This window comes from Vreelandella sp. DA03-1M (genome assembly GCF_055725665.1).
Genome location: NZ_CM146798.1, coordinates 865,682 through 882,279 on the forward strand (window position 1 = coordinate 865,682; position 16,598 = coordinate 882,279).

Annotated in this window: 15 protein-coding genes; 11 read left to right on the forward strand and 4 right to left on the reverse strand. The window is 56.9% G+C overall.

Annotation, left to right across the window (positions count from 1 at the left end; translation table 11 throughout):
• The first annotated feature begins 80 nt into the window (after window positions 1-80).
• From ACXUPB_RS04130 to ACXUPB_RS04150, 5 genes are all read left to right on the forward strand, one after another.
• Window positions 81-851 (forward strand): enoyl-CoA hydratase/isomerase family protein, encoded by a 771-nt coding sequence (locus ACXUPB_RS04130; RefSeq protein WP_141439888.1) that lies wholly within the window; start codon window positions 81-83, stop codon window positions 849-851.
• A gap of 70 nt (window positions 852-921) precedes the next feature.
• Window positions 922-1,596 carry a peroxiredoxin-like family protein gene (locus ACXUPB_RS04135; protein WP_035563750.1) on the forward strand — a complete coding sequence of 225 codons (675 nt, stop codon included), beginning with the start codon at window positions 922-924 and terminating at the stop codon, window positions 1,594-1,596.
• A gap of 46 nt (window positions 1,597-1,642) precedes the next feature.
• Complete coding sequence (locus ACXUPB_RS04140) at window positions 1,643-2,359, forward strand: SDR family oxidoreductase (RefSeq protein WP_035563754.1); 717 nt, start codon at window positions 1,643-1,645, stop codon at window positions 2,357-2,359.
• Between the two features lie 360 nt (window positions 2,360-2,719).
• Window positions 2,720-3,670, forward strand: coding sequence for a DUF808 domain-containing protein (locus ACXUPB_RS04145; RefSeq protein WP_472955521.1), 951 nt, complete (start codon window positions 2,720-2,722; stop codon window positions 3,668-3,670).
• 65 nt (window positions 3,671-3,735) lie between these two features.
• Window positions 3,736-3,885, forward strand: coding sequence for a hypothetical protein (locus ACXUPB_RS04150; protein ID WP_218927750.1), 150 nt, complete (start codon window positions 3,736-3,738; stop codon window positions 3,883-3,885).
• A gap of 196 nt (window positions 3,886-4,081) precedes the next feature.
• On the opposite strand, the gene ACXUPB_RS04155 is transcribed toward ACXUPB_RS04150, so the two are convergent.
• Window positions 4,082-4,456 (reverse strand): GFA family protein, encoded by a 375-nt coding sequence (locus ACXUPB_RS04155; RefSeq protein ID WP_472955523.1) that lies wholly within the window; start codon window positions 4,454-4,456, stop codon window positions 4,082-4,084.
• Between the two features lie 289 nt (window positions 4,457-4,745).
• Here ACXUPB_RS04155 and ACXUPB_RS04160 point away from each other — a divergent pair, with 289 nt between their 5' ends.
• Window positions 4,746-5,108 carry a hypothetical protein gene (locus ACXUPB_RS04160; protein ID WP_045812166.1) on the forward strand — a complete coding sequence of 121 codons (363 nt, stop codon included), beginning with the start codon at window positions 4,746-4,748 and terminating at the stop codon, window positions 5,106-5,108.
• An 11-nt stretch (window positions 5,109-5,119) separates the two neighbouring features.
• Window positions 5,120-7,213 (forward strand): pyrroloquinoline quinone-dependent dehydrogenase, encoded by a 2,094-nt coding sequence (locus ACXUPB_RS04165; protein WP_472955527.1) that lies wholly within the window; start codon window positions 5,120-5,122, stop codon window positions 7,211-7,213.
• Window positions 7,214-7,573: 360 nt separating this feature from the next.
• Here ACXUPB_RS04165 and ACXUPB_RS04170 read toward each other — a convergent pair whose 3' ends face one another.
• On the reverse strand, window positions 7,574-8,359 hold the full coding sequence (locus ACXUPB_RS04170) for an AraC family transcriptional regulator (protein ID WP_179916710.1): 786 nt from the start codon (window positions 8,357-8,359) through the stop codon (window positions 7,574-7,576).
• A gap of 107 nt (window positions 8,360-8,466) precedes the next feature.
• Between ACXUPB_RS04170 and ACXUPB_RS04175 the strand changes: the two genes are divergently transcribed.
• Both ACXUPB_RS04175 and ACXUPB_RS04180 read left to right on the forward strand, forming a co-directional pair.
• A complete protein-coding gene (locus ACXUPB_RS04175) occupies window positions 8,467-9,276 on the forward strand; it encodes a TSUP family transporter (RefSeq protein ID WP_179916711.1) in 810 nt (269 codons plus the stop codon).
• A 241-nt stretch (window positions 9,277-9,517) separates the two neighbouring features.
• The gene (locus ACXUPB_RS04180) at window positions 9,518-10,015 is read left to right on the forward strand and encodes a virulence RhuM family protein (protein WP_472955530.1); all 498 of its coding nucleotides are present in this window, start codon (window positions 9,518-9,520) and stop codon (window positions 10,013-10,015) included.
• Between the two features lie 245 nt (window positions 10,016-10,260).
• Here ACXUPB_RS04180 and ACXUPB_RS04185 read toward each other — a convergent pair whose 3' ends face one another.
• Both ACXUPB_RS04185 and ACXUPB_RS04190 read right to left on the reverse strand, forming a co-directional pair.
• The gene (locus ACXUPB_RS04185; protein WP_179916713.1) at window positions 10,261-11,340 is read right to left on the reverse strand and encodes an ATP-binding protein; all 1,080 of its coding nucleotides are present in this window, start codon (window positions 11,338-11,340) and stop codon (window positions 10,261-10,263) included.
• Entirely contained in the window at window positions 11,337-12,071 is a 735-nt protein-coding gene (locus ACXUPB_RS04190; protein WP_179916714.1) for a response regulator, read from the reverse strand. The genes ACXUPB_RS04185 and ACXUPB_RS04190 overlap by 4 nt, the downstream gene beginning before the upstream one ends.
• 139 nt (window positions 12,072-12,210) lie before the next feature.
• On the opposite strand from ACXUPB_RS04190, the gene ACXUPB_RS04195 reads away from it, so the two are divergent.
• Window positions 12,211-13,371, forward strand: a complete 1,161-nt coding sequence (locus ACXUPB_RS04195) for an efflux RND transporter periplasmic adaptor subunit (protein WP_472955533.1) — start codon at window positions 12,211-12,213, stop codon at window positions 13,369-13,371.
• 18 nt (window positions 13,372-13,389) lie between these two features.
• Entirely contained in the window at window positions 13,390-16,536 is a 3,147-nt protein-coding gene (locus tag ACXUPB_RS04200) for a multidrug efflux RND transporter permease subunit (RefSeq protein WP_179916716.1), read from the forward strand.
• Window positions 16,537-16,598 lie beyond the last annotated feature (62 nt).

Sequence of the window (16,598 nt, forward strand, 5' to 3'; positions counted from 1 at the left end):
GGGGGCAACCATAATTCGATCAACAGCCTGGCGCGCTGGATATCCCAAAAAAACCTATCACTTGCAACAAGGGAAAAACCATGTCCCGTTTCGATGACTACCGCAACGCCTATCCCAACGCCCGTCTGAGCCGTACGCCTGACGGCGTGCTCGAAATTGCCCTGCACACCGACGGCGGCAAGCTCGTGTTCAACGGACACACACACGAGCAATTTGTCGATCTGTTCCATGACGTCGGCAGCGACCCTGACAACCGCGTGGTGATCCTCACCGGCACGGGCGACGCCTTCATGGACGCGATCAGCGCCGAAGGCTTCGATTTCTTCACCCCGCGCGGCTACGACAAGATCTATCGCGAAGGCAAGAAAGTGCTGATGAATCTCCTTGACATCGAAGTGCCGTTGATTGCTGCGCTCAACGGCCCGGTGCTACTGCACTCCGAATACGCGCTGCTGGCCGACATCGTGCTGGCCACGCCGGAAACGGTGTTCCAGGACAAGCCGCATTTCGATTTCGGCATCGTGCCCGGTGATGGCGTGAACCTGCTGTGGCCAGAAGTCATCGGCAGCGTACGCGGCCGATATTTCATCCTGACCCGCCAGCAACTTGATGCACAGACCGCCCAGGCATGGGGCGCAGTCAACGAAGTGGTGCCGGCCGATCGCCTGCTGCCGCGTGCCCACGAGATCGCCGGCGAACTGGCGAAGCTGCCGCCGCTGACTGGTCGCTACACCCGTATCGCCCTGACCCAGAAGCTGCGCCGCATCATCGACGAAGGCGCCGGCTACGGTCTGGCCTTGGAGGGCATCAGCGCTGCCGAAGTGGCGCGCTCGATGACCCCGCCCGCCTGATCTGCGCGGCAGGTTGTCCGCTTCGCGGACGGCATGCTTTCTCATTTCCATGCTTACCAAGGACTTCACCATGTCACTGCAAGACAAGCTCGACGCCTTCAAGGCCGACTTCCAAGCTGGCAAACCACCCTATAACGTGCCGCCTACTGTCATCGAAACCATGAACCGTGCCACCGCCGAACTGACTGCTTCCGGTGCTGCCCAGAAAGCACTGAAGGCAGGCGACCACGCGCCGGCCTTCACCCTCAACGACCCGGATGGCAAGCCGGTTTCGTCCATCGACCTGCTGCGCCGTGGAACGCTGGTGGTGACCTTCTACCGTGGTGTCTGGTGCCCGTACTGCAATCTGGAATTGCAGGCGCTGCAAGCCGCATTGCCGGACATCCATGCAGCGGGGGCTGGCGTGGTGGCGATCTCACCGCAGATTGCCGCCAACAGCCGCAAGGCGTTGCGTCAGAGCGCGCTGACGTATCCAATTCTGTCGGATCCGCACAATGATACGGCAGCCGCGTTCGGCCTGCGCTTCGAATTGCCGGACTACTTGGTCGAACTCTACAAGTCATTGAAAAACGACCTGCCTGCATTTAATGGCGATCCGAGCTGGACGCTGCCGATGCCTGGACGCTACGTGATCGCACCGGATGGCACCATCGTTTATGCAGAGGTCAATCCTGATTACACCCGCCGCCCCGATCCGTCGGAAATACTGCCGGCCATTCGCAAGGCCGCTGCCGGCGTCGCCTGAATCACTTGGAATCCGCCGCCGTGTGGCGAGCGGTAAAGGAGCACACATGTCTCGTACTTTTCTCGTCACCGGTGCCAGCAAGGGCATCGGTCTTGCGCTTTCGGCGCGCCTTGCCGCAAGCGGTAACCATGTCGTCGGCTTGGCGCGCACTTCGCCACGCGACTTCCCCGGCACGTTCATTTCCGTCGATCTTGGCGATGACGATGCGACGAGAGTCGCATTGGATGACATCGCGCAACGCTTCGAGCTGGATGGCGTGGTGAACAACGTCGGCCTCGTTCGTCCTGCTTCGCTGGCTGACGTCACGCTGCCCGCACTGGACGAAGTCTTCAGCGTCAACCTGCATCCCGCGCTGTTGGCCGCGCAGGCGGCTTTGCCTGGCATGAGGGAACGACGCTGGGGCCGCATCGTTAACATTTCCAGCCTGACCATCCTTGGAATGCCGCACCGCACGGCCTATGCGGCCGCCAAGGCAGCGTTGGTCAGCTTCACCCGAAGTTGGGCGATAGAGCTGGCTGATGCCGGTATCACCGTCAATGCCGTGGCTCCCGGCCCAACCGAAACCGAATTGTTCCGCGCGAACAATTCGCCCGGGAGTGAAGGTGAGCAACGCTATCTTGCGGGGGTGCCGATGAGGCGCTTCGGGAAGCCAGAAGAGATTGCCGCGACCATCGCGTTCCTGCTTTCGGAAGAAGCTGGATTCATGACTGGACAGACCTTGCATGTCGATGGCGGCGCGTCCCTCGGACGCGCCGCGTTCTGAGGGAGGGCTCTCCTTTGTCCTTGACCGCTGATAAGGCTGCCTTTCCAAGCTACCCGGCGGTGGGCGTAGCACGCGCTATACGGTGTTACTTGGGCAAGCTCATGAAGGCACGCAGTAGCTAGTGGACTTTGTTAGTGAGGCCATATCGCTCCTTCTCAGTTTAACGAATGTGGCATGGCTAACCTAACAAGATACCTGCGTACCCATACCTCATGTTGTTTTTGAATCTCTGTTTGCCACGATAATTGCATTGAAAATCGACCTATAGCAAGTGAATGCCTTTGCCTCAAAACACTTTGAAGGTAACTCAGCCACTGTGTGTTTTACTATCTGCAACTGTTATTCACGGAGGAAGCATCCATGGCCATAGGCGGCTTGATAGGATTACTGGATGACATTGCCGCATTGGCGAAGTTGACCGCAGCATCATTGGACGATGTGAGTGCCGCCGCTGGGCGTGCGACGGCTAAGGCAGCAGGGGTGGTGGTGGATGATACGGCGGTGACGCCGCAATATTTGCAGGGGGTGGCAGCGGAGCGTGAACTGTCGCTTGTGAAGCAGATCGCGCTGGGGTCGATCCGCAACAAGCTGATTTTTATCCTGCCAGTGGCGCTGCTGCTGAATCACTTTTTGCCCGCGCTATTGCCAATCATCCTGATGGTGGGCGGTACTTACTTGGCCTTTGAGGGCGCGGAGAAGGTCTGGCACAAGCTTTCCGGCAAGCATGACGAGGACAAGCCAGCGGTAGAGCAGGGGCCGGAAGCCGAGAAAAAGATCGTAAGTGGTGCCATTCGGACCGACCTGATTCTGTCGGCTGAAATCATGGTAATCGCGCTGGCCACGGTCTCCCATCAGGGGTTCTGGTCTCAACTGGCGAGCCTGGTGGTGGTCGCGTTTTTCATCACTATTCTGGTGTATGGCGTGGTCGCGCTGTTGATCAGGATGGATGACATCGGCCTGAAGCTCGCCCAGCGGGATAGTTCGGGCATGCAGACCCTGGGTCGTGGTCTGGTGACGGCCATGCCCAAAGTGCTAGCGACCATCTCGGTCGTGGGTACCGTCGCCATGCTCTGGGTGGGTGGGCATATCCTGATGGTCAACCTGGGTGCCGATGGCACGGCGTGGTTCAACGCGCCCTATGAATGGGTACACCATATTGAGCAAGGCATTAGCGAGGCAACCGGTGCCTTGGGCGGCACGCTGGGCTGGAGCTTCAATACGCTGTGCTCTGCGGTGATTGGCTTTTTGGTGGGCTCGGTGGTGGTGGGGGTGTTGCACCTCATTCCTATTAAGAAGGCGCATGCCGGGTAGGTGTGGGCTGCGAAGCGTTATTGGGCTGGCTACGTGAGGTGTTGAGTGATGAGTGACGCTAGGGTTTGTACGAAACTCACAAAGAGCATATCGACAAGATTATTACCCGCTGGCTAAAACGCCACTTGCAGCGGCTCGGGGCTGAGGTCGACCTCAATCAGCTCAACAGTTTGGTGGAGGATAAAGACATGTTGGCAGAAAATTTGGAAAACTGAGCTCAGCAAGAACGTCAGGAAGGCGAAAAGCTGGGTATTGAGAAAACAGCTCGTCATCTGCTCAAGCTGGGGGGGCTTAGTGACGAGCAAATTGCTGAAGTGACCGGCTTGGCGTTAGAGGATGTGGTTAAGTTGCGTATTGAAGGTAAGCGCTGATCGATTGCCTTCTGACCTAAGCGGCAGCCCTTGAACCTGCTCAATCTTGCCGATCCCGGTCATATCGCTCCATGGCAGGGAAAGGCGGCAGCCAATGTTCGCGGCGAATGTTCCAAAGCTCATACGTCGGTTTCAGTTGATTCGGAGCATCAAGGGCCCCAAGGTGTATTTCGATTTCTTCCTCGCTTACCGAAAAAACCGACGAACCACATGTCGAACAGAAGTAACGCCCCTGATAACTCTGCGGTTCGCCTTCGATAATGACAGTTCGCTTGGGATAATCAGCAGCCGCATAGAAAAGCGCCCCATGATGCTTACGACAATCCATACAGTGACAAATACCTACCCGAAGCGGCTCGCCATTGGCCACGATTCTGATCTTGCCGCAGAGACAGCCACCTGTTAGTTGAGCCATTGCCAATCTCCAGAAAATTCATACCTTCTGAATTCAAAGTAGGTGGCACTTTCGGTTTTGTCTTGCTGCCATCTCGTTGGTATTTAATGGCCGTCAATTTAATGGCCGTAAAATGACATAAATCGAGAATGACAGGCTTTAACACATAAGTTAATCAAGTGATACTTTACAGGGTCGAGAATCTCTACTTGGATTAAGGAGGACGGCGCTTCATTTTATAAAGGCATTGTTAGTGGGTTTGCCAAGCGCTCTTGATAGCAATCAACCACGAACAACGGAGGTACCTGGTTTGGCTACCAATAAAGCATCTCGGGGTGTGGGCGGTTGGTTTCTGCTCGTGTTCGCCATCATTCTGGTCATCCTCGGCCTGATTCTTGCAGCCGGCGGGATCTGGCTGGTGACGCTGGGAGGCTCCTGGTATTACCTCATTGCCGGTCTGGGGCTGATCATTTCGGGTGGCTTAATGGCCAGGGATTTGCTCACGGGAGTCTGGGTCTATTTCTTGGTTCTGTTAGGTACGCTGATTTGGGCCTTATGGGAGGTTGGCTTGTCGCCATGGGAGCTGCTGCCCCGGGTATTCGGTTACATCGTCCTGGGTGTCATCGTCTTGGCGCTCCTGCCCACTCTCAAACGCCGCCAGGCCACTATATGAGGAGCGCTGCCATGTTCACGTCACTGCGAGTGCTGGCCTATGTCGTCAGCCTGTCACTGGCGACGCATGCCGTTGCCCAGAATGCCGAGGGTGAAACCGAAGTCCCGGAGGAGCCCACCTCAAGCGAGGCCCAGACACCGACCTTCTCGGCGACGCCGCAGCCTAGCGATGACCCAGCGCCCGGCGATTGGGCCGCCTGGGGACGAGAGAGCGGCGCCTCACGTCATTCGCCGCTGGATGAAATCACGCCCGACAATGTCAGCCAGTTGGAGGTTGCCTGGATCTATCGCACTGGCGATATGCCGGAAGAAGAGGGGCAGGGCAAATACGCACCTGAAACTACACCGCTTAAGGTTGGCGACAATCTGTATCTCTGCTCGGCCATGAACGTCATGGTCTCCCTCGATGCACGGACTGGGGAGGAGCAGTGGCGCCATGATCCCGAGGTCGATCCAGGTGCCATTCCCTATAGCGCCAGCTGCCGCGGCGTGACCTATTACGAAGTTCCGGATGCCGCCGATGACCAGCTCTGCGCAACCCGCATTATCGAGGGGACGTTGGACGCCAGATTGATTGCCGTCGATGCGCAAACGGGTGAGCTGTGCCAGGCGTTTGGTGACGGCGGTACGGTAGATCTATGGGCAGGCATCGGCGAGAAGGTTCCCGGTTGGTACGCCGTCACCGCGCCACCGGTCGTCGTCCAGGGCGTCTTGGTGACCGGTGCCCAGGTCAAGGACGGGCAAGCGGAGGACGCCCCCTCTGGCGTGATTCGCGGCTACGATGTCGTTACCGGCGAACTGGAGTGGGCGTGGGATATGGGCAACCCCAACTTGGATGGACTACCACCCGAGGGCGAGACCTATACTCGGGGCACGCCCAACATGTGGACCACTGCTTCCTCCGATGAGGAGTTGGGTTACGTCTACCTGCCGATGGGCAACTCATCGGTCGATTATTGGGGCGGAAACCGCAGCGAGGAAGAAAACGAGTTCTCGACTTCGCTCGTTGCTATCGACGTCAACACCGGCGAACCGGTCTGGCACTTCCAGACCGTCCATTACGATGTCTGGGACTATGATCTCGGTTCGCAACCGACCCTGGTCGATTTCCCTCGAGATGACGGCAGCACGGTGCCGGCGATCATTCTGCCCTCCAAACAGGGCGACATTTACGTTCTCAACCGTGAAACCGGCGAATCGCTATTCCCCGTGGAAGAGGTGGAGGCGCCCACTGGCGGTGTTGAGCCAGATAACCTCTCGCCCACGCAGCCTCGTTCAGGCTATCACTCCCTCGCTTTTCCGAACCTAGAAGAGAAGGACATTTGGGGGATGACGCCCATCGACCAGTTGTGGTGTCGTATTCAATTCCGCCGAGCCTCCTATAAAGGCATGTACACGCCGCCGACCGTGGATCAGCGCTTCATTCAGTATCCCGGCTACAATGGCGGCAACGACTGGGGCAGTACAGCGGTGGACGCCGAGCGCGGCATCATCATTGCCAATTACAATGACATTCCCAACTTCAACCGTCTCATCCCCCGTGAAGAAGCCGAGGAACGTAATCTTCGACCCATCTATGCAGGAGATGACAACACCGATAGCGACACGGATGGGCCCGCCGAAGGGGCCGGCGATCCACAAGTAGGTGCGCCTTATGCGATCGACGTCAATGCCGGCTGGCGAGCGCCGGTTACCGGCATGCCCTGTACCGCGCCTCCTTATGGCGGCATTCGCGCCATTGATCTGGCGAGCGGTGAAACGCTCTGGGATGAGCCATTGGGCACGGCGCGCAAGAATGGTCCCTTCGGCATACCGTCGCACATGCCGTTCAAAATCGGCACACCCAACAATGGCGGTCCATTACTCACGGCCAGCGGACTGATATTCATCGCTGCCGCCACCGACGATCTGATTCGCGCCATCGACACGGAGACCGGTGAGGTGCTTTGGAACGATGTGCTGCCGGCCGGCGGCCAGGCCAACCCCATAACCTATGAGGCGAATGGTCGCCAATACGTAGTCATCGGGGCCGGCGGGCATCACTTCATGGAAACACCGATAGGCGATTATGTAATCGCCTACGCGCTACCGGAAGACGGGAATTAAGATCGCTTTCTTGGCTGAGCCAGTATTCGACTGGCTCAGCTACCAGCCTGTGAGGATGAATATGGGAAGGGATGACAAGAAAGACAAGCGTCCTAACAAGCCCTCTGAATGCCCATGAGCCGAATATAAACCTTAATCGGCTCATAAAATGATCCGAATAGATGGTGCAATCAGCTCATTTATATTTGGGAATAGCTCCACTGGCCGTCTTTTTAACCGAGTAACTGTGCACCTGCTTCATCGCCGTCCCGTTCATTTGAGTAATTTAAGGCCCATGAGGGTTTTTGTGGGCCTTTAAATGTTCACTGTGGGTCAGGCTGGGCGAGGCCGTGACTATCTAACGTCTGTTCCAACTACTTTTTACGCTTCCTGCTGACGATTAGCCGCCCGAACGAAAGCGCTGGGAGATTGGCCTAGCACCTTGCGAAACATGCTGGAGAAAGCGGTTGGGCTGTCGTAGCCGAGTTCCAGCGCGGTTCGTGTAACGGAATTGCCGGAGAGCAGCCTGGGAATCGCCGCCATTAGGCAGGCCTGCTGGCGCCATACGGCGAAGGACATACCGGTTTGTTGGCGGAACAAGCGATTGAAGGTGCGCTGACTGCGATGCAACTGCTTGGCCCACTCCTCGGGAAGGCTATGGATGTGCGGCTGGCCGAGAAACTCTCTGCACAGGCTGGCGAGTGGAAGGTCATGGGGCAGGGGCGCAAATAGTGGCAAGGCCTGAGCACGTTCCAGTTCGTATAGGAGTAGTTGAGCCAGGGCTCCGTCGCGGCCGTTTTCATCATAGAGTGCGGGGATGTGGGCGGAAGCCAGCAGCAGGTGGTGCAGGAGAGGCGTCACGACCAGCACCTCACAGCTGCTCGAAGCGCGTGGCGCGACATGGGGCTCGACATACAGGCTTCGGGTGCTCACCCCGTTCATACGCACTTGGTGCCGCTTGCCCGCAGGTAGCCAGACGCCGCTATAGGGCGGCACCATCCAGGTGCCGTCATCCGTGTTCACCTCCATCACGCCGGTCATGCCATAGAGAAACTGGGCACGGCGATGAGTATGGAAGCCCAGGAGGGTGCCGGGGCGGTAATCAGTGCCGATGGCCACCATGGGCCGTGCTACATGATCCACATCTGAAAGAGGCGTATTGAGCATTAGCGTTAACCTGGCTGAAACGCGGTGATGGTTGTCCGAATGACGAGTGTCGGCCAAGCCTCGCCAGCATATAGTGCCTGCTGTTTCGTTTCATCAGGAGAGTGCCGGTGTATAGCGTATTGCTTCTTTGTGGCGGGGTGGCGGGAGTGACCACCGTATTGTTCGGTTTCGGTGGCGGGTTCGTGGTAGTTCCCTTGCTGTATACCCTGCTGATTGCCGTCCATGGGCCGGATAGTGGTATCGGCCAGGCGGCCATGCATATCGCGGTGGCTACCTCGACAGCATTGATGGTATTTGCGGCTTCCCTGTCCACATGGCGCCACCACCAACGGCAGACCGTGCAATGGCGCCTGGTGCGTCCGCTGGTGGGCTATATTGCTATCGGCGCTGTGCTTGGCGCAGCGGCGGCTGTGTCTTTGAGCGGGGAGTGGGTGCGCTGGGCATTCATCGGTTATCTAGCCCTCACGATTGCGGATGCTATTCTGCGGCCCGGTTTTCTGCATCAGGCGGGGAGTGATGTGCCTCCTATGGGGCGTGGAGTAACGGCGATAACGGGTACCTTGATGGGTGCGGTGGCCGCCCTGCTGGGCGTTGGTGGCAGCGTGATGACCGTACCGCTCATGCGTCGGAGAGGCGCGAGCATGACGGCAGCCACTGCGATGGCCAATCCGTTGTCGTTGCCCATGGCGGTGAGTGGCACCGCGACGTATGTGTTGCTGTCGGCAAATCACCCAGCGTTGGGGGACTGGTATGCCGGTTATGTGGATCTGCGCGCCTTGCTGGTACTCGCAGTGGGCTCATGGCTCGGTATTCGCCTGGCGTCGACCTGGATCGGGCGCATTCCTGACCGCCTGCATGCAAGGGTGTACTTGCTATTGCTGACCATGGTGTTGGTGGTGATGGCTTTTGTAGGTTGAAGCGCCCACTTTTGCTAGGCAGATTTATTTGGCAGAATCAGGGTAATATTTAGCTGTATGAATAAACTGTTTTTATGCTAAGGTTTACTTAACCTCTAATGGCGGGCGCGCTTGAGTCTCTCTTTTAGTATGCAAAGATGAGTACTGCTGGATTGACCACTGCTGGATTGAGTGCTGCTTGCTTGGGAGGTGCTTGTTTTGAAGTCGCAAAGCGCTTTATGTAAACCTGGAGGCAACACTCATGAATGATCAGCAAATACAGATATTCATCAGCGAAGATGGGCAATCACATCTAGAAGTAACGCTGGAGCAAGAGACCGTTTGGTTAAGCCAAGCGCAGATGTGTGAATTATTTGGGCGCGAGCGTTCTGTCATTACGAAGCACATTCGCAATGTTTTTAAAGAAGGGGAATTAGAGCGAAATTCAGTATGTGCAAAATTTGCACATACTGCTGAAGATGGCAAATCTTATCAGGTTGATCACTTCAATCTTGATGTCATTATTTCAGTTGGCTACCGCGTTAAATCTCCGCGAGGCGTTCAGTTTCGCAAGTGGGCTACAGATGTGCTCAAACAATATTTGATTCAAGGTTATACCTTAAACCAACGCCGCCTAACCGAGCGTGGCATCGAGTTTGAGCAGGCGGTGAATCTGCTCAGTCGAACCCTGACCAATCAAGGCTTGGTTTCAACAGAAGGCGAAGCGGTAGCCCGTGTGATTAGCGCTGTTAGTGGCTGAAAGCCTACCCGATCAGAAAACGTTGATGATTCGGCTGATCGAACATTTCATACTGCTGAAAGAAGAATGAAGCTATCGATACTGGGGCAGCGCTGAGATCTCATACCACGGCCGCGGCTCGCGATTGTGCTGCCGCCAGTTGTGCAGGGTCGCCGCGCTCTATCGCTGGCGCTTGGTTTGGTGGATAGAGGCACCGACCGCCGGTCATTCAGCAAACACGCGCCATGTCATCACGCTCTATGTGATCACGTACTTTGTGATGGAGTAGGCCAGCGCAACTCAAAACAAGAGCCACCCTCATCAGAGGGGTAACATCTGGCCTCGCCACGGTGGGCTCTCGCAATCGCCGCGACTACCGCCAATCCGAGCCCACTTCCTCGCTTGTCTCCTGGCATACCATTTTCGGCGTCCCGCGCATGGCGGAATGCCGTGAAAATATGAGCGGCATCTTCCTGCGGTATGCCTGGGCCAGCATCGCTAACACGCAAAACACACCACCCGTCGTTCTGGCGCGTTTGGATGATGAGTGTCCCCGGGGATGCATGCTGGCGAGCGTTTTCCAGCAACGCAAGCAATGCCTGACGTATACGGAAGGGGTCGCAATACGCAGTGCCAGACTGCAGGTCAAGGGTTGGATAATGGTTTGATGCATTTAGGGCATGCTTACAAAACTCAACGACGGATTCAATTTCAGCAGAAAGATCACATTCCTTGATCTCAAGATTCAGATGACCGCTTTCGGCCAAGCTCACGGCGCGAAGGTCTTCAATCAGTTGTGCCATGCCGTCGATTTGGGTAAGGAGACTTTGAAACTGGGGTTGTTCAGGAGGGAAGACGCCTTCTGCCAAGCCTTGCAGACGTCCGCGTAAAATAGTGACCGGCGTACGCAGCTCATGGGCAATAGCGGCATTCCAGAACGTCATTTCCTTGGACATACGCTGTAATTGGTCTGCTAGCGCATTGAAGTCGTTGGCTAACACGGCGGCCTCGCCTAACGAGCGATCACCGGTGGTGGCGCGTGCGTCCAGGTCGCCTTGCGCGACGCGACGCATGCTTTCTGTTACAGAGTTTAGCGGTACCAAAATGCGACGTGCCAAGTGAATGCCCACTATCACGGCGAACGCCAGCCCAACCAGCGTAGTGCTAACGAGCCAAGCCCACTCGAGCCCCGACGGGAACATGTTTGGTTCGTTAATCGACCCCTGCCAAAAATGGAAGGTAATGAAATAGAAAACATAAGAGGTCACTACGACTAGCAGTGTTATCCCAAACGCCATCGCTGCCATTGTTAACGCGATGGTCCGGCTCAATCCAATGAGTTTCATTCTTTTCCCCATAGCCGGTACCCAACGCCGCGTATGCCAACGGGTATGCCTCTCACATCGACGTCTTCCAGTTTTTTACGCAGCTTGCTGATATGGCTGTCGACAGTGCGCTCAAGCGCCTCACCTTCGGGCAGGCAGGCGGCCAATAACTCTGCGCGGGTGCACACCTTTTTGGGCGCGCGGGCAAGGTGCGTCAACAATCTGAACTCGGTGAGCGTTAACGCAAGGCTGTGCGAGTCTCCTCCTATCTGAACAAAGGCTTCGTGTTGTTCAAGGTCGATCTCAAAGGGCGGCACCCGGAGGACACGGGGTTGGTGGCTTGCATCAGCCATGGTGCGTCTTAACACTGCCTGAATGCGTGCGACGACCTCGGCAGGGTTAAACGGCTTGACGACGTAGTCGTCGGCACCAAAACGTAAACCCATGAGTTTATCGATATCCTGATCCATCGCGGTCAACATGATGACGGGTGTCTTACCACGGTGGCGAACCTCTGACAGCACCTGCCAGCCATCCATTTTAGGCATCTTTACATCAAGTAAGACGAGATCGGGTTTCATCGACATATGCATGTCCAATGCTTTGCGCCCATCTTCTGCGTAGATGGTTCGCAGGCCCGCCCGTTTCAGATAAGCCTGCAGAATATCAGCGATCTCAGGCTCGTCTTCGGCGATGAGAACCAGTGCTTGCTGGCCAGAATAAGAACTTGGCGACTGATGAGTCGTGGACATGAAAGCGCCTAATGAAACATTAATTGTGTTCTCCATCATATCTACACATACCGTCGACGTTAATACCACGCTACAGCGATATAGTCCCCTTCAATTTTATTGCTAGGCAAATGTTTGCCTATGTCTGAAGGGACGATACATGACGATCCGACATATCTATCGAAATGGTGGGTTCTGTGCCTTGCTGCTGATCGTGCTAACTGCTTGCGGTTCAGTTGAGCAAGAAGTAGCGCCGCCTCCTGCTCGAGTGACGGTTGTTACCTTGGAACCCGTTAAATTGGAGCTGACTGAAGACTTGTCGGCCCGGGTCGTCCCTTTTCAAATGGCGGAAATTCATCCGCAGGTGAGCGGGATTGTTCAACGTCGCCTGTTCGAACAGGGAACCGACGTGAGTGCGGGGCAGCCATTATTCGACATCAACCCAGCGCCGTTTCGAGCGGAAGTGGAAACAGCAGAAGCCGCTTTGCAGAAAGCCGAATCCGAACTCGCTCATGCCCGTGCGCAGTCAGCCCGGTTGGAGCCGCTTGTCCGGGCACAGTCGGTGAGCCGTCAGGCCTACGATGACACCGTATCCAAAAGTCAGCAGGCCGCCGCTGATGTGGCCCAAGCGCGTGCCACGCTGTCGCGCCGCCGCCTTGACCTGGAATTCTCCACGGTGGTGTCCCCCATTGCAGGCCGAATTGATCAGGCGTTGGTAACGGAGGGAGCGCTGGTGGCCAGCAGCGATAGCACGCCCATGGCCCGTGTTCAGCAGATCGATAAGGTCTATGTCGATGTTCGACGCCCGGCTTCCGCGCTCGAATCGCTTCAAGACGCGATGGCGTCGCAGCCCTCCCTCGACAATGGCTTACCGGTCATCATCCTGGGCAGCAACGGTACACCCTACGATGTCACCGGACGCATTCTTTTTTCGGGAATCAATGTGGATACCAGCACGGGTGACCTTTTGCTGCGAGTACTCGTGGACAATCCCAATCGACGCCTGCTGCCCGGCATGTTTGTGCGTGCCCGCGTGCCGTATGCACGCTATGACGATGCGTTGACGGTACCGCAACAGTCTGTGGTACGCATTGGCGGTAAGCCCTACATTTGGTTGATTGGTGCTGACGACAAGGCGGTGATGGTTTCAGTGGAGCTTGGTGAATTGGCGAACGGCAATTATCGGGTGCAAACAGGAGTGACAGAGGGGCAGAAAGTCGTCGTCGAGGGTATAGAACGACTGACTGATGGTGTCGACGTCAGCGCGACTGATTGGAAGATGCCTATGCCACTCAACGCCTCAGCGGCATCCTCTCACTAAGTTTCAGGAGTATCCGCAATGCCCCAGTTCTTCATCCAGCGCCCAGTCTTCGCGTGGGTGGTCGCGCTGTTTATCATCCTGTCGGGTGTGATCGCCATCCCTAAGTTGCCGGTCGCTCACTACCCTTCGGTAGCGCCCCCTTCGGTGACCATCACCGCGACGTATCCCGGCGCCACACCGCAGACCATGAACGACGCCGTGCTCAGTCTCATTGAACGTGAGCTCTCCAGCGTCAAGAACTTGCTGTACTTCGAGTCGTCCGCCGATGCTTCGGGGTCAGCCTCTGTCACCGCCACCTTCAAACCAGGGACAAACCCAGAACTGGCCCAAGTGGATGTGCAGAACCGGCTCAAGGCCGTCGAACCCCGGTTACCCCAGGCGGTTCGTCAGGATGGGCTGAGCGTAGAGTCAGCGTCATCCAGTTTTCTGATGATTGTGGGCCTGAATTCCGATGATGGGCGCTTTGATGAGATCGCGCTGAACGACTATATGGCGCGCAATATCGTGGAGGAGCTACGCCGCATTGACGGTGTCGGTCGTGTGCAGCTGTTCGGTGCTGAGCAGGCAATGCGCATCTGGATAGAGCCGGAGAAGCTGATTGCTTTCGGCTTGTCGGTGAATGATCTCTCGACCGCGATCACGGAGCAGAACGCACAGATTGTGCCGGGCAGCATCGGCGCGTCTCCGGCCTTACCCGGTCAAAAGGTGTCCTCGCTGTTGACCGCACAGGGGCAATTGAGCACGCCTGAAGCGTTCGCCGCTATCGTACTTCGCGCTAATGTCGACGGCTCAAAAGTGGTGTTGGGCGATGTGGCGCGCGTCGAGTTGGGCGCCCAATCCTACGGCTTCTCCAATCGTGAGAATGGCCAGCCAGCGACGGCGGCTGCCATACAACTGGCACCCGGTGCCAATGCGGTGCGCACGGCGGAAGGCGTGCAGGCGCGTTTGGCTGAGTTAAACCAGGCTCTGCCTGCGGGCATGAGCTCATCGATCCCCTTTAATACGGCCCCGTTCGTTAAGGTGTCTATCAAGAAGGTCATCCATGCCCTCATCGAGGCGATGGTACTTGTCTTCCTGGTGATGTTGCTGTTTCTACAGAACATCCGTTACACGCTGATTCCCGCCCTGGTCGCGCCGATTGCACTGTTGGGGACCTTCACGGTGATGCTGCTGGCAGGTTTCTCAATCAACGTGCTGACGATGTTCGGCATGGTGTTGGCGATTGGCATCATCGTCGATGACGCTATCGTGGTGGTCGAGAATGTTGAGCGCATCATGGCCAAAGAGGGATTGTCGCCAAAGGACGCCACCATCAAAGCGATGAAGGAAATCACGGGCGCGGTGGTGGGGATCACCCTGGTATTGACGGTGGTGTTTATCCCGATGGCCTTTTCGAGTGGCTCGGTCGGCGTGATCTACAAGCAATTCGCGCTGGCAATGGTGGTTTCGATTCTGTTCTCGGCGTTTCTGGCGCTGTCGCTGACGCCAGCGCTATGCGCCACCCTTCTCAAGCCCATTAAGCCGGGGCACCACGACAAAGGCGGCTTCTTCGGCTGGTTCAACCAGGCGCTTACCCGTATGACCACCCGTTACGAATCGCGTGTTGGAAAGCTGGTCGCTCGCAGCGGTCGGGTCATGGTGGTGTTTGTGGTCATCGCGGGTGTGCTGCTGCTCGCCTTCCGCCAGTTGCCTTCGGCTTTTCTGCCGGAAGAGGATCAAGGCTATTTCATGACCAGTATCCAGTTGCCCGCTAATGCGACCACTGAGCGCACCTTGGATGTGGTCAAGGCGTATGAGGAGTACGTCATTGCGCGCCCTGCTGTAGACGGCAATATGTCTATTTTGGGCTTCGGATTCTCGGGCTCCGGCGCGAATACGGCACTGACGTTCACCACACTAAAGGATTGGGGGCAGCGCGACGGCGTTACGGCGGCGAGTGAAGTGGAAGGGGTTCAGGAAGCCATGAGTCAACTGAACGAAGGGACGGTAATGAGTATGTTACCGCCGGCCATTGATGAATTGGGCACCAAGTCCGGCTTTACGATGTTCTTGCAGGATCAACGCAATCAGGGGCCGGCCGCCCTTAAGGCTGCCGAGACGACGCTGCTAGAACTGGCGGCGCAGAGCAAGGTGGTCAGCGACGTCTATTCCGACGGCCTGCCAGCAGGTGCGAGCATTCGTCTTGATATTGATCGTCAAAAGGCCGAAGCGCTCGGGGTGTCGTTCGCCAATATTAGCGACATCCTGTCTACCGCAATGGGGTCGTCCTACATCAACGATTTCCCGAATGAGGGCCGGATGCAGCAGGTGATTATGCAAGCGGATGCGTCGGCACGCATGCAGGTTGATGACGTGCTCAAGCTGCACGTGCGTAATAGCAGGGGTGGCATGGTGTCCTTGTCAGAGGTGGTTACCCCGGTATGGGACGAAACACCGCTACAAATGGTGCGTTACCTGGGCTATCCCGCCACCAGTATTTCTGGCGGTGCGGCGACAGGTGCCTCCACCGGAGACGCCATGGCTGAAATGGAGCGTCTGGCGCAGCAACTTCCGCCCGGCTTCGCAGTGGCCTGGACGGGGCAGTCCCTTCAGGAACGCCAATCGGTAGCTCAGGCACCCATGCTGGTGGCGCTATCCATCCTGGCGGTGTTTCTGGTGTTAGCCGCGCTCTACGAGAGCTGGACCATTCCGCTCTCGGTCATCCTGGTTGTGCCGCTGGGGCTGCTGGGGGCGGTGGCCGCCATGTTGCTGCGAGACCTACCTAACGATGTGTTCTTCAAAGTCGGTATGGTCACCGTGATCGGTTTATCGGCGAAAAACGCGATCCTTATTGTAGAGTTTGCCAAACAACTGCGTGAGCAAGGTAAGGGACTGAGAGAGGCCGCGGTGGAAGCCGCCAGCCTGCGCCTGCGCCCGATTCTGATGACCTCACTCGCTTTCGGTTTGGGGGTGGTGCCATTGATGGTCGCGTTTGGCGCCAGCGCCAACACCCAGCATGCGATAGGTACGGGTGTTTTCGGCGGCATGGTCAGCGGAACGCTGCTGGTGATTCTCTTTGTTCCGGTGTTCTTCGTTTTCGTGATAGGTCTTCAGGAGCGTGTTAATGGCTGGCGTACGGCTCGTCGCCCCTCATCATTAGAGCCCCATAACGACATAGCGCATTAATGCCATGCGATGACTGATGCTGCCTATCGTGCTAACGCTGTCGGCGTTCCCTGTGCCAGACG

Excerpts from the sequence above, each read along its gene's own strand:
- ACXUPB_RS04190 (WP_179916714.1), bottom strand. The coding sequence starts at position 12,071 with ATGTCCACGACTCATCAGTCGCCAAGTTCTTATTCTGGCCAGCAAGCA.
- ACXUPB_RS04145 (WP_472955521.1), top strand. The coding sequence starts at position 2,720 with ATGGCCATAGGCGGCTTGATAGGATTACTGGATGACATTGCCGCATTG.
- ACXUPB_RS04195 (WP_472955533.1), top strand. The coding sequence starts at position 12,211 with ATGACGATCCGACATATCTATCGAAATGGTGGGTTCTGTGCCTTGCTG.
- ACXUPB_RS04185 (WP_179916713.1), bottom strand. The coding sequence starts at position 11,340 with ATGAAACTCATTGGATTGAGCCGGACCATCGCGTTAACAATGGCAGCG.
- ACXUPB_RS04130 (WP_141439888.1), top strand. The coding sequence starts at position 81 with ATGTCCCGTTTCGATGACTACCGCAACGCCTATCCCAACGCCCGTCTG.
- ACXUPB_RS04140 (WP_035563754.1), top strand. The coding sequence starts at position 1,643 with ATGTCTCGTACTTTTCTCGTCACCGGTGCCAGCAAGGGCATCGGTCTT.
- ACXUPB_RS04155 (WP_472955523.1), bottom strand. The coding sequence starts at position 4,456 with ATGGCTCAACTAACAGGTGGCTGTCTCTGCGGCAAGATCAGAATCGTG.
- ACXUPB_RS04200 (WP_179916716.1), top strand. The coding sequence starts at position 13,390 with ATGCCCCAGTTCTTCATCCAGCGCCCAGTCTTCGCGTGGGTGGTCGCG.
- ACXUPB_RS04170 (WP_179916710.1), bottom strand. The coding sequence starts at position 8,359 with ATGCTCAATACGCCTCTTTCAGATGTGGATCATGTAGCACGGCCCATG.
- ACXUPB_RS04165 (WP_472955527.1), top strand. The coding sequence starts at position 5,120 with ATGTTCACGTCACTGCGAGTGCTGGCCTATGTCGTCAGCCTGTCACTG.
- ACXUPB_RS04180 (WP_472955530.1), top strand. The coding sequence starts at position 9,518 with ATGAATGATCAGCAAATACAGATATTCATCAGCGAAGATGGGCAATCA.
- ACXUPB_RS04135 (WP_035563750.1), top strand. The coding sequence starts at position 922 with ATGTCACTGCAAGACAAGCTCGACGCCTTCAAGGCCGACTTCCAAGCT.